This window comes from Mesorhizobium sp. M7A.F.Ca.US.008.03.1.1, assembly GCF_003997495.1.
Classification (GTDB): domain Bacteria; phylum Pseudomonadota; class Alphaproteobacteria; order Rhizobiales; family Rhizobiaceae; genus Mesorhizobium.
The window spans coordinates 421,289-442,092 of the sequence record NZ_RZRU01000003.1; the positions used below are offsets into that span (position 1 = coordinate 421,289).

Genomic DNA, 20,804 nt, shown 5'->3' on the forward strand with positions numbered 1-20,804 from the left:
TTGGTTAGAAAACAGATAAGCCAGCGGGATCGGCCGCGGCCATCGGTCGGCCATCATTTCTGCCGCACGCGGCCACCGACCGAACCGGCAACTCCATGCGGATGCGGGCGCCTTGCCAGGAGCCCGCCAATATGCGGATGGAGCCGTCGTGCAGCAGTGCGATCTGCCGGGCAAGGTTCAATCCCAGACCCGCGCCGCGCGATTGCGGCTGCAGGCGGTAGAAGGGCTCGAAAACATTCTCGTGCTCATCGGCCGGAATGCCTGGGCCTTCGTCGCGGATTTCGACGCCGCCGGTTTCATCGATCGCTATGGTGATCGTGCCGGAACCGGCGCCATGATCGATGGCATTGCGCACGAGATTTGCCAGCGCCCGCTCGATCTGCAGCACGTTGATCTCGACATGGACCTTGTTGGCTGGCGGCTCGAAGGCAAGGTCGTAGCCTGCTTCGATGGCGAGCGGGGCGAAGTCGGCCGCGACCCGGCTTACGAGATCGCAAAGGTCGATGATCTGGCGCTGGTCCGCCGGGCGGTCGAGCAGCTGGTGGTCGAGCAGTTGCTGCGCAAGATGCGACAGGCGCTCGATGTCATGCAGCAGGCGCGCGCTTTGCGGCTCCTGCTTCAGCAATTCGGCGCGCGTTCGCAGGATGGCGATCGGCGTGCGCAGTTCGTGCGCCGCGTCGGTGAGGAAGCGATTGTGCCGGTCATAGCCCTGGGCGAGGCGCGCCAGCGTCTGGTTGAAGGCATGCACCAGCGGCGCGATCTCCTGCGGCACATTCTTGACCGGCAGCTGCATCGCACGGGTGCCGATGTCGATGCGCGCGGCCTGCTGGACTGTGTCGACGAGGCCGGCAAACGACCGGCGCACGACGGCTGGCGTCGTCACCAGGGTCGTGGCTCCCATGACGAGGACAATCGGCAACAGCAGGATGACGATGATGACCGCGAGAGCGGGAAGCGCCTTCTCCCAGTTCCTGCTGCCATCCGGGTTCTTGGCGACGTCGATGCTGGCCGAAATGGTGACCTCGAGGCCCTCGGCCTCTTCCCGCGATGACCGTGTCGCGGCGATGATCTGAACCGTGCCGGCCTTGGTCGAAACCCTTTCGAGATAGGCCTCCGGCCTCAAATCATCTTCGGAAAATCCGATGGTGGCGTGGTCGGCCTGGCCCAGCAGATCGCCAAAATTCCTGGTGTAGACGTCGGGTATGCTGCCGAAGCGGATGCTCTGGCCGCTGTTGTCGCGGATGATGTACCAGACATTGGGGAAACCCTCACGAAACGAACGCAGTTCGCTGGTCTCATGAACGATCAATTTGCCGTTGCCGTCACGATCGACGGCATCCTTGAGGGTGGCGACGGCAGCTTCGTTGTCGGCGAGAAGCCGCGGATTGGCGATCCATAGCGCGGCCGCGCACAGCACGATGAAGACAAGGAGCGTCGCCGCTTGCAGCAGGATCATCCGCCGCACCAACACCCATTGCAGCGAGCGCGTGCGCCGCGTCTTCACGAGACGGCCCGCAAGAGATAACCGAGGTTGCGGATCGACCTGATCTCGATGCCGGCAGCGACGTCGTCAAGCTTGCGGCGCAGCCGCGAAATGTGCGCATCCAATGCATTGGAGCCGATCTCGTCGTCGAGAGCATAGACGGCTTCTTCCAGCGTCCCGCGCATGATCGTCCGGCCCGGCCTGCGGATGAGCGTTTCGAGCACCAGCCGTTCGCGCCGCGGCAGCTCCAGCGTCTGGTTCTCGACAAGCGCCTCGCGATGTCGGAAATCATAGGTGAGGCGGCCGACCACCGTCTGGTCGGCGCGCGTTGTGAACGAACGCCGGTGCAAGGCATTGAGCCTGGCAACCAGTTCCACCGTTGCGAACGGTTTGACCATGTAGTCGTCGGCGCCGGCATCGAGCCCCGCCACGCGGTCGTCGAGCCCGCTGAGCGCCGTCAACGCGATCACCGGCACGTCCAGATGCAAGGCCCGCAGGCGCGGGATCAAGCTGAGGCCATCGCCATCCGGCAGCCGGCGGTCCAGCACCACCGCGTCATGGTGGCCGAGCCGCGCCACGGCTTCGGCATCCGCCAGTGTCGCGGCATGGTCGACGATGATGTCCTGGCGCTCGAGCGCGGTCTTGAGCACCGAGGCCATTTCCGGCTCGTCCTCGATCAGCAGGATGCGCATGCGCACTCTCCGTCACAGGCAGCCGGCACGCTGTGGCAATTCATTCGCATTCCAGCTTCGGTTGACGAAAATTGGTGATGAACCATCGGCCGCCCGAGGCGCGGGCATAGAACGTATAGAAGCATTCCTGGCGCTCGATATAGGCAGGCGTTTCGGTTTCTTCGTAGACGGTTCCGTGTTTTGTGTGGCGAACCTCGCCGCTGGAGGTTCCGGGAACCGCATCGGTGGAGATCTTGCGCCACTGATAGGCCCGCTCGCCCCGGCCGAGATCAATGACGGCGGTCGGCGGCCCGTAGTCCAGAACGACCGACTCGACCGGTTGCCCGATGTAGTTCTTCATGATGTCGGAGGCGCATCCCGTCAGCGCCAGCACGATTGCGACGAAGAACGCCTTGGAGATCCACACCAGATGGTTTGCGCTGCGTTTGGACATATCCGATTCCCGTCATTAAGGTCATCCGCGGCACCTAGGGTGTGAAGATTGCATCGACATTACGCAGGACCTTGCACACAAATGCGGTCTGCCGACACGCCGATGCCGATGCCGATGGAGGCAAAGCAATTGCGCGGCCCCGTTGCATCCGGGCGCCGCGCAAGGTCATTCGAGCAAAAATACAAGACGGGTTCAACGGAACCCATGGTCTGCCCTAGAACCGGTAGTTGATGCCGGCCTTCAGTTCATGGCTGCCGACCGTCGCCTTGGATTTGCCCAGGGCGGACGTCGTTTCAACGCCTGGGGTGCGCACATAGTCATATTCGACCTTGGCCGAGAGGCCGCCGGCAAAACCCTGCTCGATGCCGCCGCCGACCAGATAGCCGAGTTTCCATCCGTCGATACTGTTCACCTTGTCGCCCTTGTCGAATTTGGTCATGGCGACGCCGCCGGTTCCAAACAGCAGCGTCTGGTCGAAGCTCAAGCCGGCCTTGGCCTTGGCGGCACCGCGCCATTTTTCCTTGATCTTGCCGCCCCGGACGTCGTGCTCGACGCCACCAAGATAGGAGCCCTCGATCTCGGCACCGAGAACCGCTGGACCCATCTGCTGGTTGTAGCCGGCCTGAACGCCGCCGCTGAGACCATTCCTGCCGGCAAACGGGTTCGGCATCCCGGTGAACGCCGTGCCGCCATGCACGCCGACATAGGCGCCGCTCCACTGGAACGCGGGGGGATCATTGTAGGTGGGCGAAAGGTCGGCGGCCATCGCCGACCCTAGCAGGCACACGGCAAGGGCACTTGCCGTCAGGATGATCTTTACTTGAGAGAACACTGCATACTCCACACAGGCGCGCATCCGGCAATCGATGCGCAGGTTAATTCCCGAAGAACTCGACCGTTGCGGCGGTCGGGCTCCGATCTTGCGTCTTTCAGGGATGGTTGCGCGGTCCTGGGACTGGCTTTCGCCAGCTGCGGTAGGGGGTCAGAGCTCGCGCGGCCGATCACCTGAAAGACGCCGACTGTCTCGCAGGCGAAAATTGCACGCACATTGCGGGAAATCGAAAAATGAAGATTTTTCGCTTTATTTTCAATGTACTAAAGCAGTTCTGTTTACCCAAATTTAACAGTCTGGCGCGGGTTTGGTCAATTTCGCAGCACAGCCTTGCCATGCAATCGCTCGGTGGCGGCCTTCGGCATCCCGCAAAACTGCCGGCTTGAAGCGGGCAAGCCAAGTGCGTATGTCTGGGCCGACGCCTTCCAAGTCTGATACCTCAATCTGGAGATGGGCCTTGTCCGCATTGACGCGCTTTCTTGGCGACTCGCCGCTCAAGGTGATCCTGAAGCTGCTGGTGGTGTCTTTCCTCGTCGGCCTGGTCATGAATGCCTTCGGCTGGTCGCCGATGGATGTGCTCGACGGCATCCGGAAGTTCTTCGTCGACCTGTGGAATCTCGGCTTCCACGCCATCGACCGCTTCCTCGGCTATATCCTGCTGGGCGCGGCTATCGTCGTGCCGGCCTTCATCCTGTTGAGGCTCGCCAACTACCGGAAGTAGCTACCGGGCGTAACCCGCGGCAACCTCGAACAGGATGGCGTGGCGCGCCGCGAGTGCGGGCACATCAGTTGAATAGCCACCCCCGATGACGCCACAGACCGGAACGCCCTGCGCGCGAAAATGGCTGATGACCATGTCGTCGCGGGCGCGCAGGCCGTCATCCGATAGCGCCAGCCTGCCAAGCCGGTCCCCGGCATGGACGTCGACGCCGGCATTGTAGAACACGATGTCCCAATGGGCCTGTGCGCATAGCTCCGGCAGGATGGCGGCGAGCCTCTCGAGGTAGGCAGCGTCACCCGTGCCATCGGGCAGCGCGACATCGAGGTCGGAGGCGATCTTGCGCGCGGGGTAGTTGCGGTCGCCATGCATGGAAAAGGTGAACACGCGCGGATCATCGGCGAGAATATCCGCCGTGCCGTCGCCCTGGTGCACGTCGAGATCGACGACCAGGATGTTTTGTGCCGCGCCTTCGGCGAGCAGCACCAATGCGGCGACGGCGACATCGTTGAAGGTGCAGAAGCCCGCGCCTTGCGCGCGCCGCGCATGGTGGCTGCCGCCGGCGGTGTTGCAGGCGATACCGTGGCGCAAGGCCAGCCGCGCCGCCAGCACCGTGCCTCCGGTGGCAAGCTGCGCGCGCAGCGAGACGCGGGGCCCGATTGGAAAACCGATCTCTCGTTCGATCTTTTCGGGCACGCAGCAGTTGACGACCTGGTCGACATAGTCCGCCGCATGGGCAAGCTCCAGCCATGACGCCGGCGCCGGTTCGGCGGCGCTGAGCGCGTCGGGTCCGGCCAGTCCGCGAGCGCGCAAGGCGTCCATCAGCAAGGGATATTTGCTCATCGGAAAGCGGTGGTTGACGGCGAAGCCGGCGTCGTAGTCGGGATGATGGACGATCTGCAAAGGCATGAACTCGTATCCGGCTGGCTCACGCCAGACCGGGATTTCGGTTGGCCGTCAAGGGATAGGTGATTGCGCGGTGGCCGGAAAATGGGGCACATCCACGGTTCGATCAAGCCGCAATCAGCAAGGCAGCAATCCTTGGACAAAGGTGCAACTCCAGCCGACGCCGGATCCTCAATCCTCTCGGGATCCCCGGTTCACCCCGGATCATTTGTCGTCACCAACCGCTCCGTGCTCGCCATCGCCGTGCCGATGACGCTTGCCTATCTGACAACGCCGATGCTCGGCCTGGTCGACACGGCTGTCGTCGGCCAGTTCGGCGATGCCGGCCTGCTCGGCGGCCTTGCGGCCGGCGCACTGATTTTCGACGTCGTCTTCACCTCCTTCAATTTCCTGCGCTCGGGCACCACCGGCCTTGTCGCACAGGCTTTTGGGCGCGGCGATGCCCTGGAGGAACAGGCGGTGTTCTGGCGCGCCGTGCTGATCGCTGTCGTCGCCGGCACCGTGCTCGCTGCCCTTGCGCCGCTGGTCGCCATCGCCGGGCAAAAGTTCATGGGCGCCGAACCGCGCGTCAGCGAGGCGATGGGCGTCTACATCAGGATCAGGCTGCTCGCGGCACCGTTCTCGCTGATCAACTATGCCATCCTCGGCTATGTGCTGGGGCGCGGCGAGGGCGGGCTTGGGCTGGTGCTGCAACTGGTGCTGAACGGCATCAACATCGCGCTCTGCTTCCTGCTTGGGCTGAAACTTGGCTGGGGTGTCGCCGGCGTTGCCTGGGCGACCGTCACCGGTGAGTTCCTGGCCATGCTGCTCGGCCTGGCGATCGTGGTCCGCCGGTTTCGCGCAGCCCCATCCTTGCCGCGCCACCGCCTGCTCGACATGGCCGCCTTCCTGCGCATGATGTCGCTCAACCGCGACATCATGATCCGCTCGTTCTCGCTGCTCGCCGCCTTCGCATTGTTCACCCGCCAGGGCGCGCAGTTCGGCACGGTGACGCTGGCCGCCAACGCCGTGCTGATGAATTTCTTTCTCGTCGCCGGCTATTTCCTCGATGGCTTTGCCACCGCCGCCGAACAGCTGGCGGGCCGGGCCGTCGGCGCACGTGCCGCCGCACCGTTCCGCCAGGCCGTGCGGCTGACGCTGTTCTGGGGTTTCGGACTGGCGGGAGCCGCGACGCTGGTAATGCTGTCTGGTGGCGCCAATCTGGTCGCTCTCGTGACGACATCGGCGGAAGTCCGTTCGGTTGCCGACATCTACCTGCCGTGGGCGGCATTCACGGCGCTGAGCGGTGTGCTGGCGTTCCAGATGGATGGCGTCTTCATCGGCGCGACCTGGTCCCGCGACATGCGCAACATGATGCTGCTGTCGTTCCTCGTTTTCGCGGCCGCGCTGCTGACCCTTGCACCCGCGTTCGGCAACAACGGACTTTGGGCGGCGCTGCACGTCTTCCTGCTGGTGCGAGGCTTCAGCCTGCTGACGATCCTGCGGCTCAGGGTGCGGACGGCGTTTTAGACGGTGTCCCCGGAAGGCCCTGGGCCGTCCATGGCACCGAGCGGCAGCTTTTCACGATAGGAATTTTTTCTTGACTCCCTGCCCTCAGCTATGGTACATTTCTGGCCATGGTGCTGATTTGCGCCAGTGACCCTCCGCACAGGCCGGGTTTTCGTTTGATGCTCCGTCAGCCAACGCGCCAGCGAGGCTCCGAAGGAACCCGTTAACCCGAGTTCGTTGCCATGCGGTGCGGTCGGATGCACTTGCACTGCCAGTCGATTTCCAACAGACTTGATGCACCAATTGTTCCAGGGCGAGCTTATGCGAAGCTACCTGCCATACGTCTTGGGCGCGGCGCTGGGATTGCTCGCTGCGTTCATTCTCTCCGCGGTTTCTGGCATCGGCGGAACCGCACAGTTGCTTCTCTTCGGCGTGCTGCCTGCCATCGGCGGTACCATCTGCGAGCGGGCCGTCAGTCGCAATCTACGCTCCTGAGAGCGGTTTCAGAGTTGCCTGGACGCCCAGAACTCGAGGCGGCTGTCGCGCAACTCGCAAATCGACTTCAACCGTTCTTTTTCGACGAAACGGACCATTCCGGAAAGAATACGGCCTGGCAGTGAAGGCCCGGCATAGATCATGCCGGTGTAGAGCTGCACCAGATCAGCGCCCGCACGGATCTTGTCCAACGCCGTATCGGCGGAATCGACGCCGCCGACGCCGATGATGGCGCGGTCCGGTCCGAGTAGTTTGCGCATCTTCGCCAGCACAATGGTCGAACGCTCGAACAGCGGCCTGCCGGAGAGTCCCCCGGTCTCGTGCGCGGTGTCGCCGCTGCGCAGCGGCGGTCGGGAGATGGTGGTGTTGGAGACGATGACGCCGTCGATCCGCTTCTCGGTGACCTCGGCGGCGATATCCTCCAGCTCGGCCTCGACCAGATCCGGCGCGATCTTCAGGAATACCGGCGGCTGGACGGTTGCCGCGGAGCGCGCGGCCATGACCCGAGACAAAAGTTCGCCAAGCTGCTCGCGCGCCTGCATGTTGCGCAGGCCCGGCGTATTGGGCGAGGAGATGTTGACGGTGAGATAGCTGGCGTATTGCGCAAACCGGGCGACGCCGCGCTCATAGTCGCCGATGCGGTCGCTGATGTCCTTGTTGGCGCCGATGTTGACGCCGACGATGCCGGAGCGCCCCTTGCGCGCGGCAAGGCGCTTTTCCGCCGCTGCATGGCCTTCATTGTTGAAGCCCAGCCGGTTGATCACCGCATCGTCGGCCGTCAGCCGGAAGATACGCGGCTTCGGGTTGCCGGCTTGCGGCAGCGGCGTGATGGTGCCGACTTCGGCAAAGCCGAAACCAAGGCCAAGTAAAGCGTCGGGCACTTCGGCGTTCTTGTCGTAGCCCGCAGCCATGCCGAGCGGGTTCGGAAACTCGAGGCCGCAAACCGTAACCTTCAGCCGCGCATCGAGCGTCGTCCGCGCGCCGACCGGCAGGCCGCATCGCAGCGCCGCGATCGATAGGCCATGCGCGGTTTCCGGATCGAATGTGAACAGCAGCTTCTGGCCAAGCCGGTCGAGCACGCTCATTGCCCCTCCATTGCCGGGAACTGATGCACACCATCGGCGCCAAGCGGCAGTGGCCGGACCCACAGCACGGCTTTCAGGTCCAGCACGCCATAGAGATGCGGAAACAGCGCGCCGCCGCGCGAGACCTCGTATTGCAGCGCAGCGCCCAGGCCGGCGCCGTCGATGGCGACCAGCAAAAGGTCTGTCTGGCCGGCAAAGTGCTTTGCCGCCGTTTCCTTGACCTGCACTGCCGTGGAGAAATGGATGAAGCCGTCGGCGACATCGATTGGCGCGCCGGTGAAGCGGCCATGCGTTTCGGCCTCGCGCCATGGCGCTTGCGGGGTTATCTTGTAGATAATCTGAGACATGGTTGCGCTATAGAGCAGTTCCAGGAAAAGTGTGAAACGGTTTTCCCGGGAAAAGCGCATAGCGCTGTCCCTAGGGAATTGCGTCAAAATGTGCCCGAACCAGCCATTCGGGAAAGGCCACGCCAAGGGTCTTCCCCATTTCCGGCGCAAATATGGGATATTTCAGGCCTTGGCCATGGAGGACAACATGCGTCTGCAACACATCTTGATCCCCGCCGCGCTCGTTTCGCTGGTCGCGGCTTCAGCTTATTCGGAAGAAACCGACCGCTACCGGCTGGAAAAGTCCGACAACGGCTATGTCCGCATGGATACGCAGACCGGCGCCATGTCGATTTGCGAGGAGCGTTCGGGCCAACTCGTCTGCAAGATGGCGGCCGACGAACGCGCCGCTTTCCAGGACGAGGTCGACCGCCTCCAGACCTCGATGAAGGCGATGGACGAGCGCGTCACCAAGCTGGAGAATTCGCTCTCCGCCCGCCTCGAATCAAAACTGCCGAGCGAGGAGGATTTCAACAAGACGATGGGCTACATGGAGCGCTTCCTGCGCGGCTTCATGGGCATCGTCAAGGATATGGACAAGGACAACGGCGCCCAGAAGACCTGAGCGCTGCAACCAGGGAGGCGACGCGCTGGCTTTGCCGCTTGAAAACAGCGCGCAGCCCCTCATAATCGTCCACATTGAACCCGAAAAAGCCAAAAATCATCGGGGATTCGGGGAGGAACATTTGCCGGCAGGCTATTCTTTCGTCATCGCCGACGATCACCCGCTGTTTCGCGGTGCGCTGCGCGAAGCGCTCGCCGGTATCGGCAACGTCGCCGCCATCCACGAGGCCGGCGATTTCGAGAGCGCCAAGGCGCTGGTCGTGGCCAACGAGGACGTCGATCTTGTTCTGCTCGATCTGTCGATGCCGGGCGCCAGCGGCCTCTCCGGCCTGATCTCGCTGCGCGGCATCCATCCGGCGGTGCCGCTGGTCGTGGTGTCGGCGCATGACGATCCGGCCACCATCAGGCGGGCGCTCGACCTTGGCGCTTCCGGCTTCATCTCCAAATCGGCCAGCATGGAGGAGATCCGCAGCGCCGTGCAATCGGTGCTTGCCGGCGATATTGCAGCACCCGTCGGCGTCGATCTCGGCATTGAGCGCGATCCCGAAATATCGGACCTTATCAAGCGCCTGCAAACTTTGACGCCGCAGCAGACACGGGTGCTCGGCATGCTGGCCGAGGGCCTGCTCAACAAGCAGATCGCCTATGAACTCGGCGTCTCCGAGGCCACCATCAAGGCGCATGTCTCCGCCATCCTGCAGAAGCTCGGCGTCGACAGCCGGACCCAGGCGGTGATCCTCCTGTCCAAGATCGGCAGCGACCCGCTGCAGCCGGCGAGCTGACCTCTATTCGGCCGCCGGTGCCAGCGGCCTGACCCTGGCCATCATCGAGCGCAGTACCGCTGGTTTGAGCGGTTTGTTGATCACCGCAATCTCGAGCCCGCCGGCGGCCGTGCGCACCTCGTTGGAGCGGTCGGCGGTGACCAGCACGGCCGGCAGGTTGTCGCCATGGGTCGCGCGCAGCCTGACAACGAGTTCGAGACCGGTTTCGCCGTCGAGATGGTAGTCGGCAAGGACGATGTCCGGGCGGTGTATCGCTGCACGCCCCAGATCCTTGGAACCGGACACGGTGTCGACGATGCAGCCCCAGCCTTCGAGCAGGAGCCGCATGCCCTCTAGGATGCGGGCGTCGTTGTCGATGCACAGCACGTGCAGCCCGGCCAGCGAAGCCGTCGCGCGGGCAGGAGCCCTGGCTTCGATTTCGCGTCGCGGTTCCTGCACGGCCGCCACGGGCAGGACGACGGAGAAGCGCGTGCCCTTGCCAGGATTGGAAAAGATCCGGATTTCCAGGCGCAACACCCGGGCGATGCGGTCGACGATGGAGAGGCCGAGACCGAGGCCGTCGGCCTCGCGCGCGCCTTCGTCGAGCCGGGTGAATTCGCGAAAGACGGTGTTCAGCTTGTCGCCGGCGATGCCGATGCCGGTGTCGATCACCTGGATCTCGGCCAGTTCGCCGCGCCGCCTGACGCCAACCAGCACGCGGCCGTGGCGCGTGTATTTGATGGCGTTGGAGACGAGATTCTGGATCAGGCGGCGCAACAAATTGCGGTCCGTCGTCACCGTCAGCGATGACGGCATGATGGTCAGCTCGAGTTTCTTTTCGGCGGCCAGCGGCCGGAAGTCGTTGCCGATCTGGCGCAGCAATCCGTCGAGGTTGAAGGCGGTATCGTCCGGCTTCATGGCGCCGGCATCGAGGCGGGAGATGTCGAGCACGGCGCCGAGAATCGTCTCGACCGATTCCAGCGAGGATTCGATGTTCACGGCCGCCTTGCCGGCAGGCCCCTTGCCGGCCTTCTCGATCAGCGAGGAGCAATAGAGCCGGGCGGCGTTCAGCGGCTGCAGGATGTCGTGGCCGGCGGCGGCGAGGAAGCGCGTCTTGCCGAGATTGGCCTCCTCGGCCAGCATCTGCGCCTGCGCCAGCTCCTCGTTGACCCGGGTCAACTCGATGGTGCGGGTCTTGACGCGCTGCTCCAGCGATTCATTGGCCCCCTTCAGTGCCAGGTCCTGTTCCACGCGTCCGGAAATGTCGGCATAGGTGGCGACGATGCCGCCGTCCGGCATCGGGTTGGAGCGCAGTTCCAGGATGCGGCCCGAGGTTTTCAGCTCCATCTGCCACGGACTGACGAAACTGGTCAGCCGGTTGAGCATGGCCACACGCTGATCGGCTGGGATGTCGCCGCGCTCGGCGAGATGGCGCAGGATGCGGTCGAGCGAGACGCCGACCTGGCCCATCTCGTCGGGCAGGTCGAACAGCGCCCGGTACTGGCGGTTCCAGCAGATCAGGCGGAAATCGCGGTCGAAGACGGTGATGCCCTGCTCCATCTGGTCGAGCGCGATCTGCAACAGGTCGCGGTTGTGCTGCAGCGCCTCGGTGGCGTCGTCGAGCAAGCGGAAGGCATCTCGGGATTCGCGGTCGTGGCGCCGAAACAGCAGCGACAGGATCAGCCGTGCCGAGGAGGAGCCGACGGCGCTGGCCAGCAATTGCTCGGAAAAGCGGATGACGTCCATGCTCGCCTGCTCGTTGCCGTGCAGCGAGGTTCCGTTGCTCTTTTCGAAAGACTGGAAGGAGCGCTCGGTGCGCTCGACGCCGAGATAGCGCCCGATCGTGTCCTTGAGGTCGTTGACGGTGATGGCGGTGCGGAAGCGCCGCAGGCTTGGCATCGGGCCGGCATCGCGCGGCACGAAGATCGACGCCTGGATGCGTTCCAGCGGCACCGATGCGCGCGACAGCGAACCGAGCACAAAGAAGACCGCGTTGATCGACAGGCTCCACAGCACGCCGTGGTTCAGCGGTTCGGCGACGGTGCCGAACAATGCCTGCGGCCGCAGCGCCTCGAAGCCGAACAACCCGTGCACGATGATGCCGGTATCGGGTGCGGCAAGCGATGGAAACAGCAGCGTGTAGCCCCAGACGAGGATGCCGGCGACCATGCCAAGTGCCGCACCCCGGCCGTTGGCGCCGCGCCAGATCAGCCCGCCGATCAGCGCCGGCGCGAACTGGGCGATGGCCGCGAACGACATCAGGCCGATCGACGACAGGCGCGCGCTGTCGGTGCTCTCGCGGTAATAGAGGAAGGCGATGAACAAGAGGATGAAGATCGCCCCGCGCCGCACATTGAGGATCAGCGTCGACCAGTCCTCGGTCTCGGAGGTCGAGGTCTTTAGCAGGCGGCGCACGAACAGCGGAATGACGAGGTCGTTGGAGATCATGATCGACAGCGCCACGCTTTCGACGATCACCATCGCCGTCGCCGCCGACAGCCCGCCGATGAACGCCGCCATCGCCAGCAAATCATGGCCGCTGAACAGGGGCAGCGACAGCACGTAGAGATCGCTGCTGGTTCCGGTGCCGACCAGCGAAAGGCCGGCGAAGGCGATCGGCAGCACGAACAGGTTGATCGCCACGAGGTAGAGCGGAAACACCCATGTCGCGGTGCGCAGTTCGGCCTCGCCACGGTTCTCGACGATGGTGACGTAGAACTGCCGCGGCAGCATGATGATGGCAAAGCCGCTGAGGCACGTCAGCACCAGCCAGGTGGCGAGCGAGGTGTTGTAGCTCATCGCCTGCCGGACCTGCGCGTTCTCAGCGAGCTTGTCGAACATGTCGCCCGGGCCGCCGAAGATCAGGAAGGTGACCATCAGGCCGATCGCCAGGAAGGCGGCGAGCTTGACCACGGTTTCGACCGCCACCGCCAGCACCAGCCCGTCCTGGTGCTCGGTGGCGTCGGCGTGGCGTGTGCCGAACAGCACCGCAAACAGCGCCAGCAACATGGCGACGACCAGCGAGATGTCGCTGACGAAGGGATCGAAGGACGGCGGCGATCCCGTATAGTGCTCGACCATGAGGCTGACCGAGCCGGAAATTGCCTTCAGCTGCAGCGCGATATAGGGCACCGCGCCGATGGTGGCGATCAGCGTGGCGATCGCCGCGACGGTGAAACTCTTGCCGTAGCGCGCGCCGAGGAAGTCGGCGATCGAGGTGATCTTCTCGGCCTTGGCCAGCCGCACGATGCGGTTGAGCAGCGGGAAGCCGAACACGAAGACGAGCACCGGGCCCGTATAGATGCCGAGGAATTCGAGGCCGCGTTCGGAAGAGAGGCCGACCGAGCCGAAGAAGGTCCAGGATGTGCAGTAGATCGCGAGGCTGAGCGCGTAGATGAAAGGCCGCCCCCGGCCTGGCTCTGATATGGCCGAGCGGCGGTCGCCGAGGCTGGCGATGGCAAACAGCAGCGTCACATAGGCGACCGCGATGATGACGATGAACAAGCCCTGCACGCTTGGACTTTCCTCCTCTGCCGTCTTTTATCCGGCTTGCCCGGACGCAATCACAGCTTGGCGTCCGAGTCCATTGCGGCTTTGGCAGCATGCGGGCCGCGATTACCGGCGGATGCCAATTTCCTCACGCGTTCGACGCCACGTCCAAACGAGCACAGGCAGGGTGAGAAAGAATTGCGAAAGAATACATACCTCCTAGGGTACGTTGTTGAGCCGGCCCAAAAAATGACGCGTGCCAGCGCCGAAACGGGGCGGCTTTGCTTGGTGAACGTCAACAGTACAAGCTTCACACAACAGAGTGCGAATGCGTGGGACGCGCGCGGGTTGGCCCAATTGGGGCTAGCCCCATGGGGCGGAAAGCCCGATGCTTTGAAGCCACTCCAGGCGGCGGGCCTAGTTGATGACCTTGCTGTGTATCCGCTCCCGCCACGACGCCGAGCTGTGCAGGACGGTTATCAGGTCGCCGCGCCGATGTTGTTATGGAGAAGATCGCCGCTGAGCGCCGTGGAAAATACGGCCAATAATGATTTCCTCCGAACCCATACGACAGACGATGATGTGCTTGCCATGGACGAACTGATGGGTCCTGCCTTCATAGGACCTGCCCATACTCGGATAGTCGCCGAGGAGCTCAAACACTGCGTCGAGTTCGCGCAGGTACTTTTCGGCCTGAGTGTGGCCGAAGTTTTCGAAGGTGTAGCGGTATGTCCTTGAGATCGCGTTCGGCGATGCGTTATCCTACGGCGCATGCGGGAGTTCGGCACGCGCTTCCCGAATGATGTCGTCGATCGACTTTTCGCTGAGGGGGCTCTCAAAACCTTCGTCGATCGCCGCCTGAATCGCTTTGCGCTTCTCATTGGGCGAAAGCGCGTCGAACCACGCGCGCTGCTCCTTTGTTGGAACCGCCCACGGGTAAACGTCAATATTGATGGTTTCGAGCATGTTCATGAGAACATTATAGGCGAAAACGCTACTGATTGCCAGAAATTGGACGCTGACCTGTCGCGCCCTCAATGCGGGGAATCCCTGCGGGAACGATTGATCGATCGCGTCAACGACCAGGGCGCCAATCTGGCTCGGCGTGGCCGTTTTGCAGCGAGCGGCAATGGGACTCGAACAACTGAACCGGGGTCAGTCTCGGCGGGCGACCTAGCCGGATCCCGCGCCTGCCGGCGGAGGCAAGATCTTCCTTGGTTCGCTCGATGAGCTTTTCCCGTTCATACTGAGCAGTCGGGCTGATCTGGCCGTAGTGACAACGGCGGTGCCGATTTGCATCGTAGTGATATGAAATTTCACACCCCTTGCACGTAATGCGTCAAGTTCGGCAAAGGCGCCAGTACAACGGCGCCGCAAACCCAAGGTGCCGCAACGTAGGGAGAAAGCGGTTGTTTTCTTCCTTTTGCACATGTTGCAACCGCAGGTTTTTGTTATGTTGCCTCAGGTCGATGCCGCAAGGACGGAAACGGCAGCTCGACCGGTCACGACAAGGAGGGTCGAATGCTGAAAGAATTCCAGGAGTTCATTTCCAAGGGCAATGTGATGGACCTTGCGGTCGGCGTCATCATCGGCGCGGCCTTCGGCAAGATCGTCGATTCTCTTGTCAACGACATCATCATGCCAATCGTCGGCGCGATTTTCGGCGGATTGGACTTCAACAACTATTTCTTCGGATTGTCCTCAGCCGTCAACGCGACCTCGCTGGCGGACGCCAAGAAGCAAGGCGCGGTCTTTGCCTATGGCAGCTTTATCACCGTCGCGCTGAACTTCCTTATCCTCGCTTTCATCATCTTCCTGATGGTCAAGGCGGTGAACAACATGCGCAAGCGGCTCGAGCGCGAGAAGCCCGCCGCACCGGCCGCTCCGCCGCCAGCCGACGTCGCGCTGCTCACCGAAATTCGCGACCTGCTCGCCAGGCGCTGACCGCGGCCGGCATTTGCTGGACCAAAACCCCGGTCGTTCGCGGCCGGGGTTTTCCGTTATCGCATCTGGTAAGGAGCGCTGACGAATGCTTGAGACCAGAACGGACCCGCCCATGACCTTGATCGACAGCCTTCGCGCCGAAGCCCGCGCCGCGCCCGAAAGCGGCATTGTCGCCGTCGTCAATTACGGCCGCCTGCGCGAAGGTATGATTCCGCTCTGGGCCGGCGAGGGCGACCTGCCGACGCCAGCCTTCATCACCGATGCCGCGTCGAAGGCGCTGGCCGGCGGCGAGACATTCTACACCTGGCAAAGGGGCATCCCCGATCTCAGGCAGGCGCTCTCCCGCTACTATGCCAGGCATTTCGGCAAGACCTTCCCGGAGGAAGAATTCATCGTCACCGGCTCCGGCATGCATGCCATCCAGCTGGCGCTCGACGCGCTCGCCGGTGCCGGCGACGAGGTCATCTACCTATCGCCGGCCTGGCCGAATTTCGATGCCGCAGCAGGGATAGCGGGAGCCGTTCCAGTCGCGGTCACGCTCGATCATTCCGGCAATGGCTGGTCCTGCGACGTCGAGAAGATCGCGGCTTCGATCACGCCGCGCACAAAGGCGCTGTTCATCAACACGCCGTCGAACCCGACCGGCTGGACCGCCGATCATGAGACCTTGCGGGCCATCCTCGATCTGGCGCGCGCGAAAAACCTCTGGATCATTGCCGACGAGATCTATTCGCTTTTCCACTATGGCCACGGCCGCGCGCCGTCCTTCCTCGACATCGCGTCGGCGGAAGACCGCATCCTGTACGTCAACTCCTTCTCCAAGAACTGGGCGATGACCGGCTGGCGCGTCGGCTGGATCAAGACGCATCCGAGCTTGCAGCAGGTGTTCGAGAACCTCATCCAGTATTCGAACTCCGGCGTCGCCCAGTTCATGCAGCGCGGCGCGGCTGCCGCCCTTGACGGGGGCGATGCCTTCGTTGCCGAACAGGTGGAGCGGGCGCACAAGGCGCGTGACCTTGTCTGCGGCATCCTCGGCGCCACCGGCCGCGCCCGGTTCACGGTGCCGCAGGGCGCGTTCTATCTGTTTTTCACTGTCGACGGCATCACCGATTCACGCACGGCCGCCTTCGACATCGTCGACAAGGCCAATGTTGGCCTGGCGCCCGGCACGGCCTTCGGTCCCGGCGGTGAAGCCTTCCTCAGGCTGTGCTTCCATCGCCGCCTCGACCAGGTCGAGGAAGCGGCGCACCGGCTGGCAAAGTGGATGAAGACGGTTTGAGGTCTGTTGGGATCGATGGCTGGTCAGGAGCTCGCAGTATGGTCGGCAGCCTGCTGACCGTTGCATCCTTCGGCTGATGTAGCGGCATGGATCCTAGGGTCTGCGCCGCGTCGCTTCGCTCCTTGCTTCGCCCTAGGATGACGAAGCGATGGACGTTTTCGACCGATCTCCAAGGTTTTCGATGCTCACAGCCAATGTACAACTTCCGCCATTAGCCAAAAGCCCACTGCCTTCGTCATCCTAGGGCGGAGCAGGAGCGAAGCGACGTCGCGGAGACCCTAGGATCCATGCCATGACCTTTAGGCGTTGCGGCGATGCAGGAACGAATCGGCGCCTATCTCGATAGGCAGGATCACCCGCCCGACTTGGGCACCAGCAGCGGAATGATCCGGTCGCTCTTGGCCACCGAAGGCCTGCCGGCGGAGCCGTAGGGAATGCCGAGCGCATCCCAGGTCTCGACCAGCGCATCTTGCAACTCGGCGATCAATGCATCGGAATGGAACGGCGTCGGCGTGATACGCAGCCGCTCGGTGCCGCGCGGCACGGTCGGGTAGTTGATCGGCTGGATGTAGATGCCGTGCACGCCAAGCAGGCGGTCGCTGGCCATCTTGCAGGCCTCCGGATCGCCGACCAGCAGCGGCACGATGTGCGTCGGCGAGTCCATCACCGGCAGGCCGGCGGCGGAAAGGACCTGCTTGGTTCGTGTCGCCTGCTGCTGCTGGGCGTCACGTTCGGCCTGCGAGCGCTTGAGGTGGCGGATCGACGCGGTCGCGGCGGCCGCGATCGCCGGCGGAAGCGCCGTGGTGAAGATGAAACCCGGCGCGTAGGAGCGCACGGCGTCGATCACAGCGCTGGTGCCGGTGATGTAGCCGCCCAGCGTGCCGAATGCCTTGGCCAGCGTCCCCTCGATGATGTCGATGCGGTCGGCCAGGCCCTCGCGCTCGGTGATGCCGCCGCCGCGCTGCCCGTACATGCCGACGGCATGGACCTCGTCGATATAGGTCATGGCGTTGTAGCGCTCGGCGAGCTCGACGATCTCTCTGATCGGCGCGATGTCGCCATCCATCGAATAGACGCTTTCGAAGACGATCAGCTTGGCGCGTTCGCGCCCCGCCGCCTGCAAAAGGCTTTCCAGATGCGCGACGTCATTGTGGCGGAAGATCTTCTTTTCCGCACCGGAGCGCCGTACGCCCTCGATCATCGAAGCGTGGTTCAATTCGTCCGAAATGATCAGGCAGTTGGGCAAAAGCTTCGCGATGGTCGAGATCGAGGCCTCGTTGGAGACAAAGCCGGAGGTGAAGACCAGTGCCGCTTCCTTGTCGTGCAGGTCGGCAAGCTCCACCTCGAGCTCGACCAGCGGGTTCGAGGTGCCGGAAATGTTGCGGGTGCCGCCGGCGCCCGAACCCATCTTGCCAGCGGTATTCTGGAACGCGGCGATGACGTCGGGATGCTGGCCCATGCCAAGATAGTCGTTGGAGCACCAGACGGTGATTTCCTCGGCGCGGCCATTGGAGCGCCAGATGGCGCGCGGGAACTTGCCCGCGATCCGCTCCAGGTCGGCGAAAACGCGGTAGCGACGCTCGGCATGGAGCTGGTCGATCGCTTCCTCGAAGAACCGCTGATAGTTCATGTCGACTTCCCAATTTTTGCGCGGGATCATAATCATTGGCCTGTTGGTCGTCCACCTGGCCTTTTTGGTCAAAATGCCACGCCCCGGACCTGTTCCTAACGATCACGGATCGTGGCCTATTCCCTTGATGTGGATCAACTTTGTTTCAGGACGATGCCACCAGCCGGCGATGCCGGTTACCACGGGTTCCAATAGTCATGCGGCGGGCTTTCCAGTAGAGCGGGGGTTGAGACAGTTTCCGATAAATCTTGGATAAGCGAGGACGCGGATGACGGTTTTGGTTACAGGCGGCGCCGGTTACATCGGCAGCCATATGGTCTGGGAGTTGCTTGATGCCGGCGAGAGTGTGGTCGTCCTCGATCGCCTTTCCACCGGTTTCGAATGGGCGGTGGCGCCGGAGGCAAGGCTGGTGGTGGGCGATGTCGCCGACAGGGAATTGGTCGGCGGGGTCATCAGGGAGAACAAGGTCGACGCGATCATTCATTTCGCCGGCTCGATCGTGGTTCCGGAATCGGTCGCCGACCCGCTCAGCTACTATGAGAACAACACCTCGAAGACGCGCACGCTGATCGAAACCGCGGTGCGCGAAGGCGTGCCCAATTTCATCTTTTCATCGACCGCCGCCGTCTATGGCGGCGCCGGGCTGGAGCCGGTGCGTGAGGATGCCCGCCTGGCGCCGGAATCGCCCTATGGCCTGTCCAAGCTGATGAGCGAGTGGATGCTGCGCGACGCGTCGATCGCGCATGGCCTGCGCTATACCGCGCTGCGCTACTTCAACGTCGCCGGAGCCGACCCGAAGGGCCGCACCGGCCAGTCGACGCCGGGCGCCACCCATCTGATCAAGGTCGCCTGCGAGACGGCACTCGGCAAGCGGCCGTTCATGCAGGTGTTCGGCACCGATTATCCGACGCCGGACGGCACCTGCATGCGCGACTACATCCATGTCAGCGACCTGGCGGCGGCACATCGCCTTGCCCTGCAGCGGCTGCGCGCCGGGGGACAAAGCCTCATCGCCAATTGCGGCTACAGCCATGGCTATTCGGTGCTCGAGGTCATCGACAGCGTGCGCCGCGCTTTCGGCCATGATTTCGAGGTGAAGATGGGCGACCGTCGCCCTGGCGATGCCGCGGCGGTTGTCGCCAATTCGGATCTCGCCCGCGCCGAACTCGGCTGGACCCCGCAACGCGACGATCTCGACCAGATCGTCGCCGACGCGCTCGCCTGGGAGCGCATCCTGACCGGCAAGAACTCCGCGCGCGGCTGAGCCGGGTTCTCCCAAGGGCTCGCAAGACGGGCAGTGAAGCGCTATTGAAGGCATTCGCGGCACGGCGTGGAGGCGCTGCGCCGCGAGGAGCTTTTGGGGATGGCATGAAGATAACGGTGCTCGGGGCCGGTGTCGTCGGTACGGCGGCCGCCTATTATCTGGCCAGCGACGGCCACGAGGTCACCGTGATCGAGCGCCATCCGGCACCGGCGCGCGGCACCAGCCGGTCGAATGCCGGCCTGGTCTCGCCTGGAGACGCCACCGCCTGGGCTTCGCCGGCGGCGCTGAAGACATTCCTTCGCGCGCTTTACAACCACGATCTCGGTATCAAGGTCAGGCTGCGCTTCGATCCTTATTTCCTCGCCTGGAGCCTGCGCTTCCTGCGCCAATGCACGAAAGATCGCTTGCGCGCCAACAGCCGGGTCAAGCTGCGCCTGGCGCTCTATTCGCGCGACTGCATCAACGCCATCTCCGCCGTTTCAGGCATTCATTATGACGAGCGCAAGAAGGGCATCCTCTATTTCTTCCGCTCGCAGCACAGTCTCGACACCGGCACCGACAATTATCGCTATCTGGCCGAACACGGCCTGCCGATCGAGATCGTCGGCCGCGAGCGGCTGGTCGAGCTTGAACCCGGTCTTGCCGGGGTGAAGGAAAAGATCGCCGGCGGCGTCTATTCGCCGATCGACCAGACCGGCGATTCCCGGCAGTTCGTGGAAAAGCTTGCCGCGTACGCTGCCGAAAAGCTCGGCGTAAAATTTCTCTATGGCACGACGGTCGAGGGTCTCGACATCGAAGGCGCCCGGGTGCGCGCGGTGATGACTTCGGCCGGACCGGTCACTGGTGATGCCGTAGTCATCTCGATGGGGCCGGAAAGCGGCTTGCTCGGCCGTCGCTACGGCATCGATCTGCCAGTCTATCCTGTGAAGGGTTATACCGCGACGCTTCCTTTGGAGGACGAGAGCAAGGGCCCGACCATGGGCGGCGCCGACGAGGACCAACTGATCGCCTATTCCAGGCTTGGCAACCGGCTGCGGCTCGCCTCGACCGCCGAATTCACCGGCTTCGACCGCAGCCACAAGCCAAGCGACTTCGCCGCCATGTTCAGGACCGGCAAGGATCTGTTCCCCGGTGCCTTCGACGAGAACAAGGCCGAGCTGTGGGCAGGCCTGCGGCCGATGATGCCGAACTCGGTGCCGGTCATCGGCCAGGCGCGCTATGAGAATCTCTATCTCGACACCGGCCACGGCCATGTCGGCTGGACCATGGCCTGCGGCTCCGGCAAATTCCTTGCCGATCTTGTCGCCGGCCGCAAGACGGAGATCGACCCGCAGGGGCTGGTTTACGGGGGCTAG

21 protein-coding genes are annotated in these 20,804 nt (G+C 63.4%); 11 read left to right on the forward strand and 10 right to left on the reverse strand.

Annotated features, from left to right (window positions below; genetic code table 11):
- Window positions 1-4: 4 nt before the first annotated feature.
- The 4 genes from EOA16_RS07535 to EOA16_RS07550 all read right to left on the reverse strand — a co-directional run bounded on the left by EOA16_RS07535 (window position 5) and on the right by EOA16_RS07550 (window position 3,440).
- Window positions 5-1,504: a HAMP domain-containing sensor histidine kinase gene (locus EOA16_RS07535; protein ID WP_127256797.1), complete on the reverse strand. Its 1,500-nt coding sequence runs from the start codon at window positions 1,502-1,504 to the stop codon at window positions 5-7.
- Window positions 1,501-2,175 carry a response regulator transcription factor gene (locus tag EOA16_RS07540; protein WP_127256798.1) on the reverse strand — a complete coding sequence of 225 codons (675 nt, stop codon included), beginning with the start codon at window positions 2,173-2,175 and terminating at the stop codon, window positions 1,501-1,503. Before EOA16_RS07540 ends, EOA16_RS07535 begins: the two co-directional genes overlap by 4 nt.
- Before the next feature lie 40 nt (window positions 2,176-2,215).
- Entirely contained in the window at window positions 2,216-2,608 is a 393-nt protein-coding gene (locus tag EOA16_RS07545) for a hypothetical protein (RefSeq protein ID WP_127256800.1), read from the reverse strand.
- Window positions 2,609-2,822: 214 nt separating this feature from the next.
- Entirely contained in the window at window positions 2,823-3,440 is a 618-nt protein-coding gene (locus EOA16_RS07550; RefSeq protein WP_127256802.1) for an outer membrane protein, read from the reverse strand.
- Window positions 3,441-3,673: 233 nt separating this feature from the next.
- Between EOA16_RS07550 and EOA16_RS32545 the strand changes: the two genes are divergently transcribed.
- Together EOA16_RS32545 and EOA16_RS07555 are read left to right on the forward strand one after the other, a co-directional pair.
- Window positions 3,674-3,826: a hypothetical protein gene (locus EOA16_RS32545; protein ID WP_164754144.1), complete on the forward strand. Its 153-nt coding sequence runs from the start codon at window positions 3,674-3,676 to the stop codon at window positions 3,824-3,826.
- Window positions 3,827-3,897: 71 nt separating this feature from the next.
- The gene (locus EOA16_RS07555) at window positions 3,898-4,161 is read left to right on the forward strand and encodes a DUF6460 domain-containing protein (protein ID WP_127256804.1); all 264 of its coding nucleotides are present in this window, start codon (window positions 3,898-3,900) and stop codon (window positions 4,159-4,161) included.
- Here EOA16_RS07555 and EOA16_RS07560 read toward each other — a convergent pair whose 3' ends face one another.
- A complete protein-coding gene (locus EOA16_RS07560) occupies window positions 4,162-5,067 on the reverse strand; it encodes a histone deacetylase (RefSeq protein WP_127256806.1) in 906 nt (301 codons plus the stop codon).
- 132 nt (window positions 5,068-5,199) lie between these two features.
- On the opposite strand from EOA16_RS07560, the gene EOA16_RS07565 reads away from it, so the two are divergent.
- Window positions 5,200-6,573: an MATE family efflux transporter gene (locus EOA16_RS07565; protein ID WP_127256808.1), complete on the forward strand. Its 1,374-nt coding sequence runs from the start codon at window positions 5,200-5,202 to the stop codon at window positions 6,571-6,573.
- Between the two features lie 300 nt (window positions 6,574-6,873).
- A complete protein-coding gene (locus EOA16_RS32550) occupies window positions 6,874-7,047 on the forward strand; it encodes a hypothetical protein (protein WP_023813889.1) in 174 nt (57 codons plus the stop codon).
- An 8-nt stretch (window positions 7,048-7,055) separates the two neighbouring features.
- Here EOA16_RS32550 and EOA16_RS07570 read toward each other — a convergent pair whose 3' ends face one another.
- Together EOA16_RS07570 and EOA16_RS07575 are read right to left on the reverse strand one after the other, a co-directional pair.
- Window positions 7,056-8,132: a quinone-dependent dihydroorotate dehydrogenase gene (locus EOA16_RS07570; protein WP_127256809.1), complete on the reverse strand. Its 1,077-nt coding sequence runs from the start codon at window positions 8,130-8,132 to the stop codon at window positions 7,056-7,058.
- Entirely contained in the window at window positions 8,129-8,479 is a 351-nt protein-coding gene (locus EOA16_RS07575) for a DUF952 domain-containing protein (RefSeq protein WP_164754145.1), read from the reverse strand. Before EOA16_RS07575 ends, EOA16_RS07570 begins: the two co-directional genes overlap by 4 nt.
- 187 nt (window positions 8,480-8,666) lie before the next feature.
- Here EOA16_RS07575 and EOA16_RS07580 point away from each other — a divergent pair, with 187 nt between their 5' ends.
- The gene (locus EOA16_RS07580) at window positions 8,667-9,083 is read left to right on the forward strand and encodes a hypothetical protein (protein WP_127256813.1); all 417 of its coding nucleotides are present in this window, start codon (window positions 8,667-8,669) and stop codon (window positions 9,081-9,083) included.
- Window positions 9,084-9,204: 121 nt separating this feature from the next.
- Window positions 9,205-9,864, forward strand: coding sequence for a response regulator transcription factor (locus EOA16_RS07585; protein WP_127256815.1), 660 nt, complete (start codon window positions 9,205-9,207; stop codon window positions 9,862-9,864).
- A 3-nt stretch (window positions 9,865-9,867) separates the two neighbouring features.
- Here EOA16_RS07585 and EOA16_RS07590 read toward each other — a convergent pair whose 3' ends face one another.
- Window positions 9,868-13,356, reverse strand: a complete 3,489-nt coding sequence (locus tag EOA16_RS07590; RefSeq protein ID WP_127256817.1) for a PAS domain-containing hybrid sensor histidine kinase/response regulator — start codon at window positions 13,354-13,356, stop codon at window positions 9,868-9,870.
- A gap of 225 nt (window positions 13,357-13,581) precedes the next feature.
- On the opposite strand from EOA16_RS07590, the gene EOA16_RS33060 reads away from it, so the two are divergent.
- Window positions 13,582-14,070 (forward strand): hypothetical protein, encoded by a 489-nt coding sequence (locus tag EOA16_RS33060; protein WP_245455874.1) that lies wholly within the window; start codon window positions 13,582-13,584, stop codon window positions 14,068-14,070.
- A 24-nt stretch (window positions 14,071-14,094) separates the two neighbouring features.
- Here the strand turns inward: EOA16_RS33060 and EOA16_RS07600 are convergent, their stop codons facing one another.
- Entirely contained in the window at window positions 14,095-14,304 is a 210-nt protein-coding gene (locus tag EOA16_RS07600; RefSeq protein ID WP_127256819.1) for a hypothetical protein, read from the reverse strand.
- A gap of 549 nt (window positions 14,305-14,853) precedes the next feature.
- On the opposite strand from EOA16_RS07600, the gene mscL reads away from it, so the two are divergent.
- Both mscL and EOA16_RS07610 read left to right on the forward strand, forming a co-directional pair.
- A complete protein-coding gene (mscL, locus tag EOA16_RS07605; RefSeq protein ID WP_027038576.1) occupies window positions 14,854-15,276 on the forward strand; it encodes a large conductance mechanosensitive channel protein MscL in 423 nt (140 codons plus the stop codon).
- 112 nt (window positions 15,277-15,388) lie between these two features.
- On the forward strand, window positions 15,389-16,555 hold the full coding sequence (locus EOA16_RS07610) for a pyridoxal phosphate-dependent aminotransferase (RefSeq protein ID WP_127256968.1): 1,167 nt from the start codon (window positions 15,389-15,391) through the stop codon (window positions 16,553-16,555).
- A 352-nt stretch (window positions 16,556-16,907) separates the two neighbouring features.
- On the opposite strand, the gene hemA is transcribed toward EOA16_RS07610, so the two are convergent.
- Complete coding sequence (gene hemA / locus EOA16_RS07620; protein WP_127256822.1) at window positions 16,908-18,185, reverse strand: 5-aminolevulinate synthase; 1,278 nt, start codon at window positions 18,183-18,185, stop codon at window positions 16,908-16,910.
- Window positions 18,186-18,453: 268 nt separating this feature from the next.
- Here hemA and galE point away from each other — a divergent pair, with 268 nt between their 5' ends.
- Window positions 18,454-19,449 carry a UDP-glucose 4-epimerase GalE gene (galE, locus tag EOA16_RS07625; RefSeq protein ID WP_127256824.1) on the forward strand — a complete coding sequence of 332 codons (996 nt, stop codon included), beginning with the start codon at window positions 18,454-18,456 and terminating at the stop codon, window positions 19,447-19,449.
- A 104-nt stretch (window positions 19,450-19,553) separates the two neighbouring features.
- Entirely contained in the window at window positions 19,554-20,804 is a 1,251-nt protein-coding gene (locus tag EOA16_RS07630; RefSeq protein ID WP_127256826.1) for a D-amino acid dehydrogenase, read from the forward strand.

Bases quoted from the DNA above. Each gene is read 5' to 3' on its own strand.
- EOA16_RS07575 (WP_164754145.1), bottom strand. From the start codon at position 8,479: ATGTCTCAGATTATCTACAAGATAACCCCGCAAGCGCCATGGCGCGAG.
- EOA16_RS07630 (WP_127256826.1), top strand. From the start codon at position 19,554: ATGAAGATAACGGTGCTCGGGGCCGGTGTCGTCGGTACGGCGGCCGCC.
- EOA16_RS33060 (WP_245455874.1), top strand. From the start codon at position 13,582: ATGACGCGTGCCAGCGCCGAAACGGGGCGGCTTTGCTTGGTGAACGTC.
- galE (WP_127256824.1), top strand. From the start codon at position 18,454: ATGACGGTTTTGGTTACAGGCGGCGCCGGTTACATCGGCAGCCATATG.
- EOA16_RS07610 (WP_127256968.1), top strand. From the start codon at position 15,389: ATGACCTTGATCGACAGCCTTCGCGCCGAAGCCCGCGCCGCGCCCGAA.
- EOA16_RS07570 (WP_127256809.1), bottom strand. From the start codon at position 8,132: ATGAGCGTGCTCGACCGGCTTGGCCAGAAGCTGCTGTTCACATTCGAT.
- EOA16_RS07580 (WP_127256813.1), top strand. From the start codon at position 8,667: ATGCGTCTGCAACACATCTTGATCCCCGCCGCGCTCGTTTCGCTGGTC.
- EOA16_RS32550 (WP_023813889.1), top strand. From the start codon at position 6,874: ATGCGAAGCTACCTGCCATACGTCTTGGGCGCGGCGCTGGGATTGCTC.
- EOA16_RS07560 (WP_127256806.1), bottom strand. From the start codon at position 5,067: ATGCCTTTGCAGATCGTCCATCATCCCGACTACGACGCCGGCTTCGCC.
- EOA16_RS07540 (WP_127256798.1), bottom strand. From the start codon at position 2,175: ATGCGCATCCTGCTGATCGAGGACGAGCCGGAAATGGCCTCGGTGCTC.
- EOA16_RS32545 (WP_164754144.1), top strand. From the start codon at position 3,674: ATGAAGATTTTTCGCTTTATTTTCAATGTACTAAAGCAGTTCTGTTTA.
- EOA16_RS07600 (WP_127256819.1), bottom strand. From the start codon at position 14,304: ATGAACATGCTCGAAACCATCAATATTGACGTTTACCCGTGGGCGGTT.
- mscL (WP_027038576.1), top strand. From the start codon at position 14,854: ATGCTGAAAGAATTCCAGGAGTTCATTTCCAAGGGCAATGTGATGGAC.
- hemA (WP_127256822.1), bottom strand. From the start codon at position 18,185: ATGAACTATCAGCGGTTCTTCGAGGAAGCGATCGACCAGCTCCATGCC.
- EOA16_RS07545 (WP_127256800.1), bottom strand. From the start codon at position 2,608: ATGTCCAAACGCAGCGCAAACCATCTGGTGTGGATCTCCAAGGCGTTC.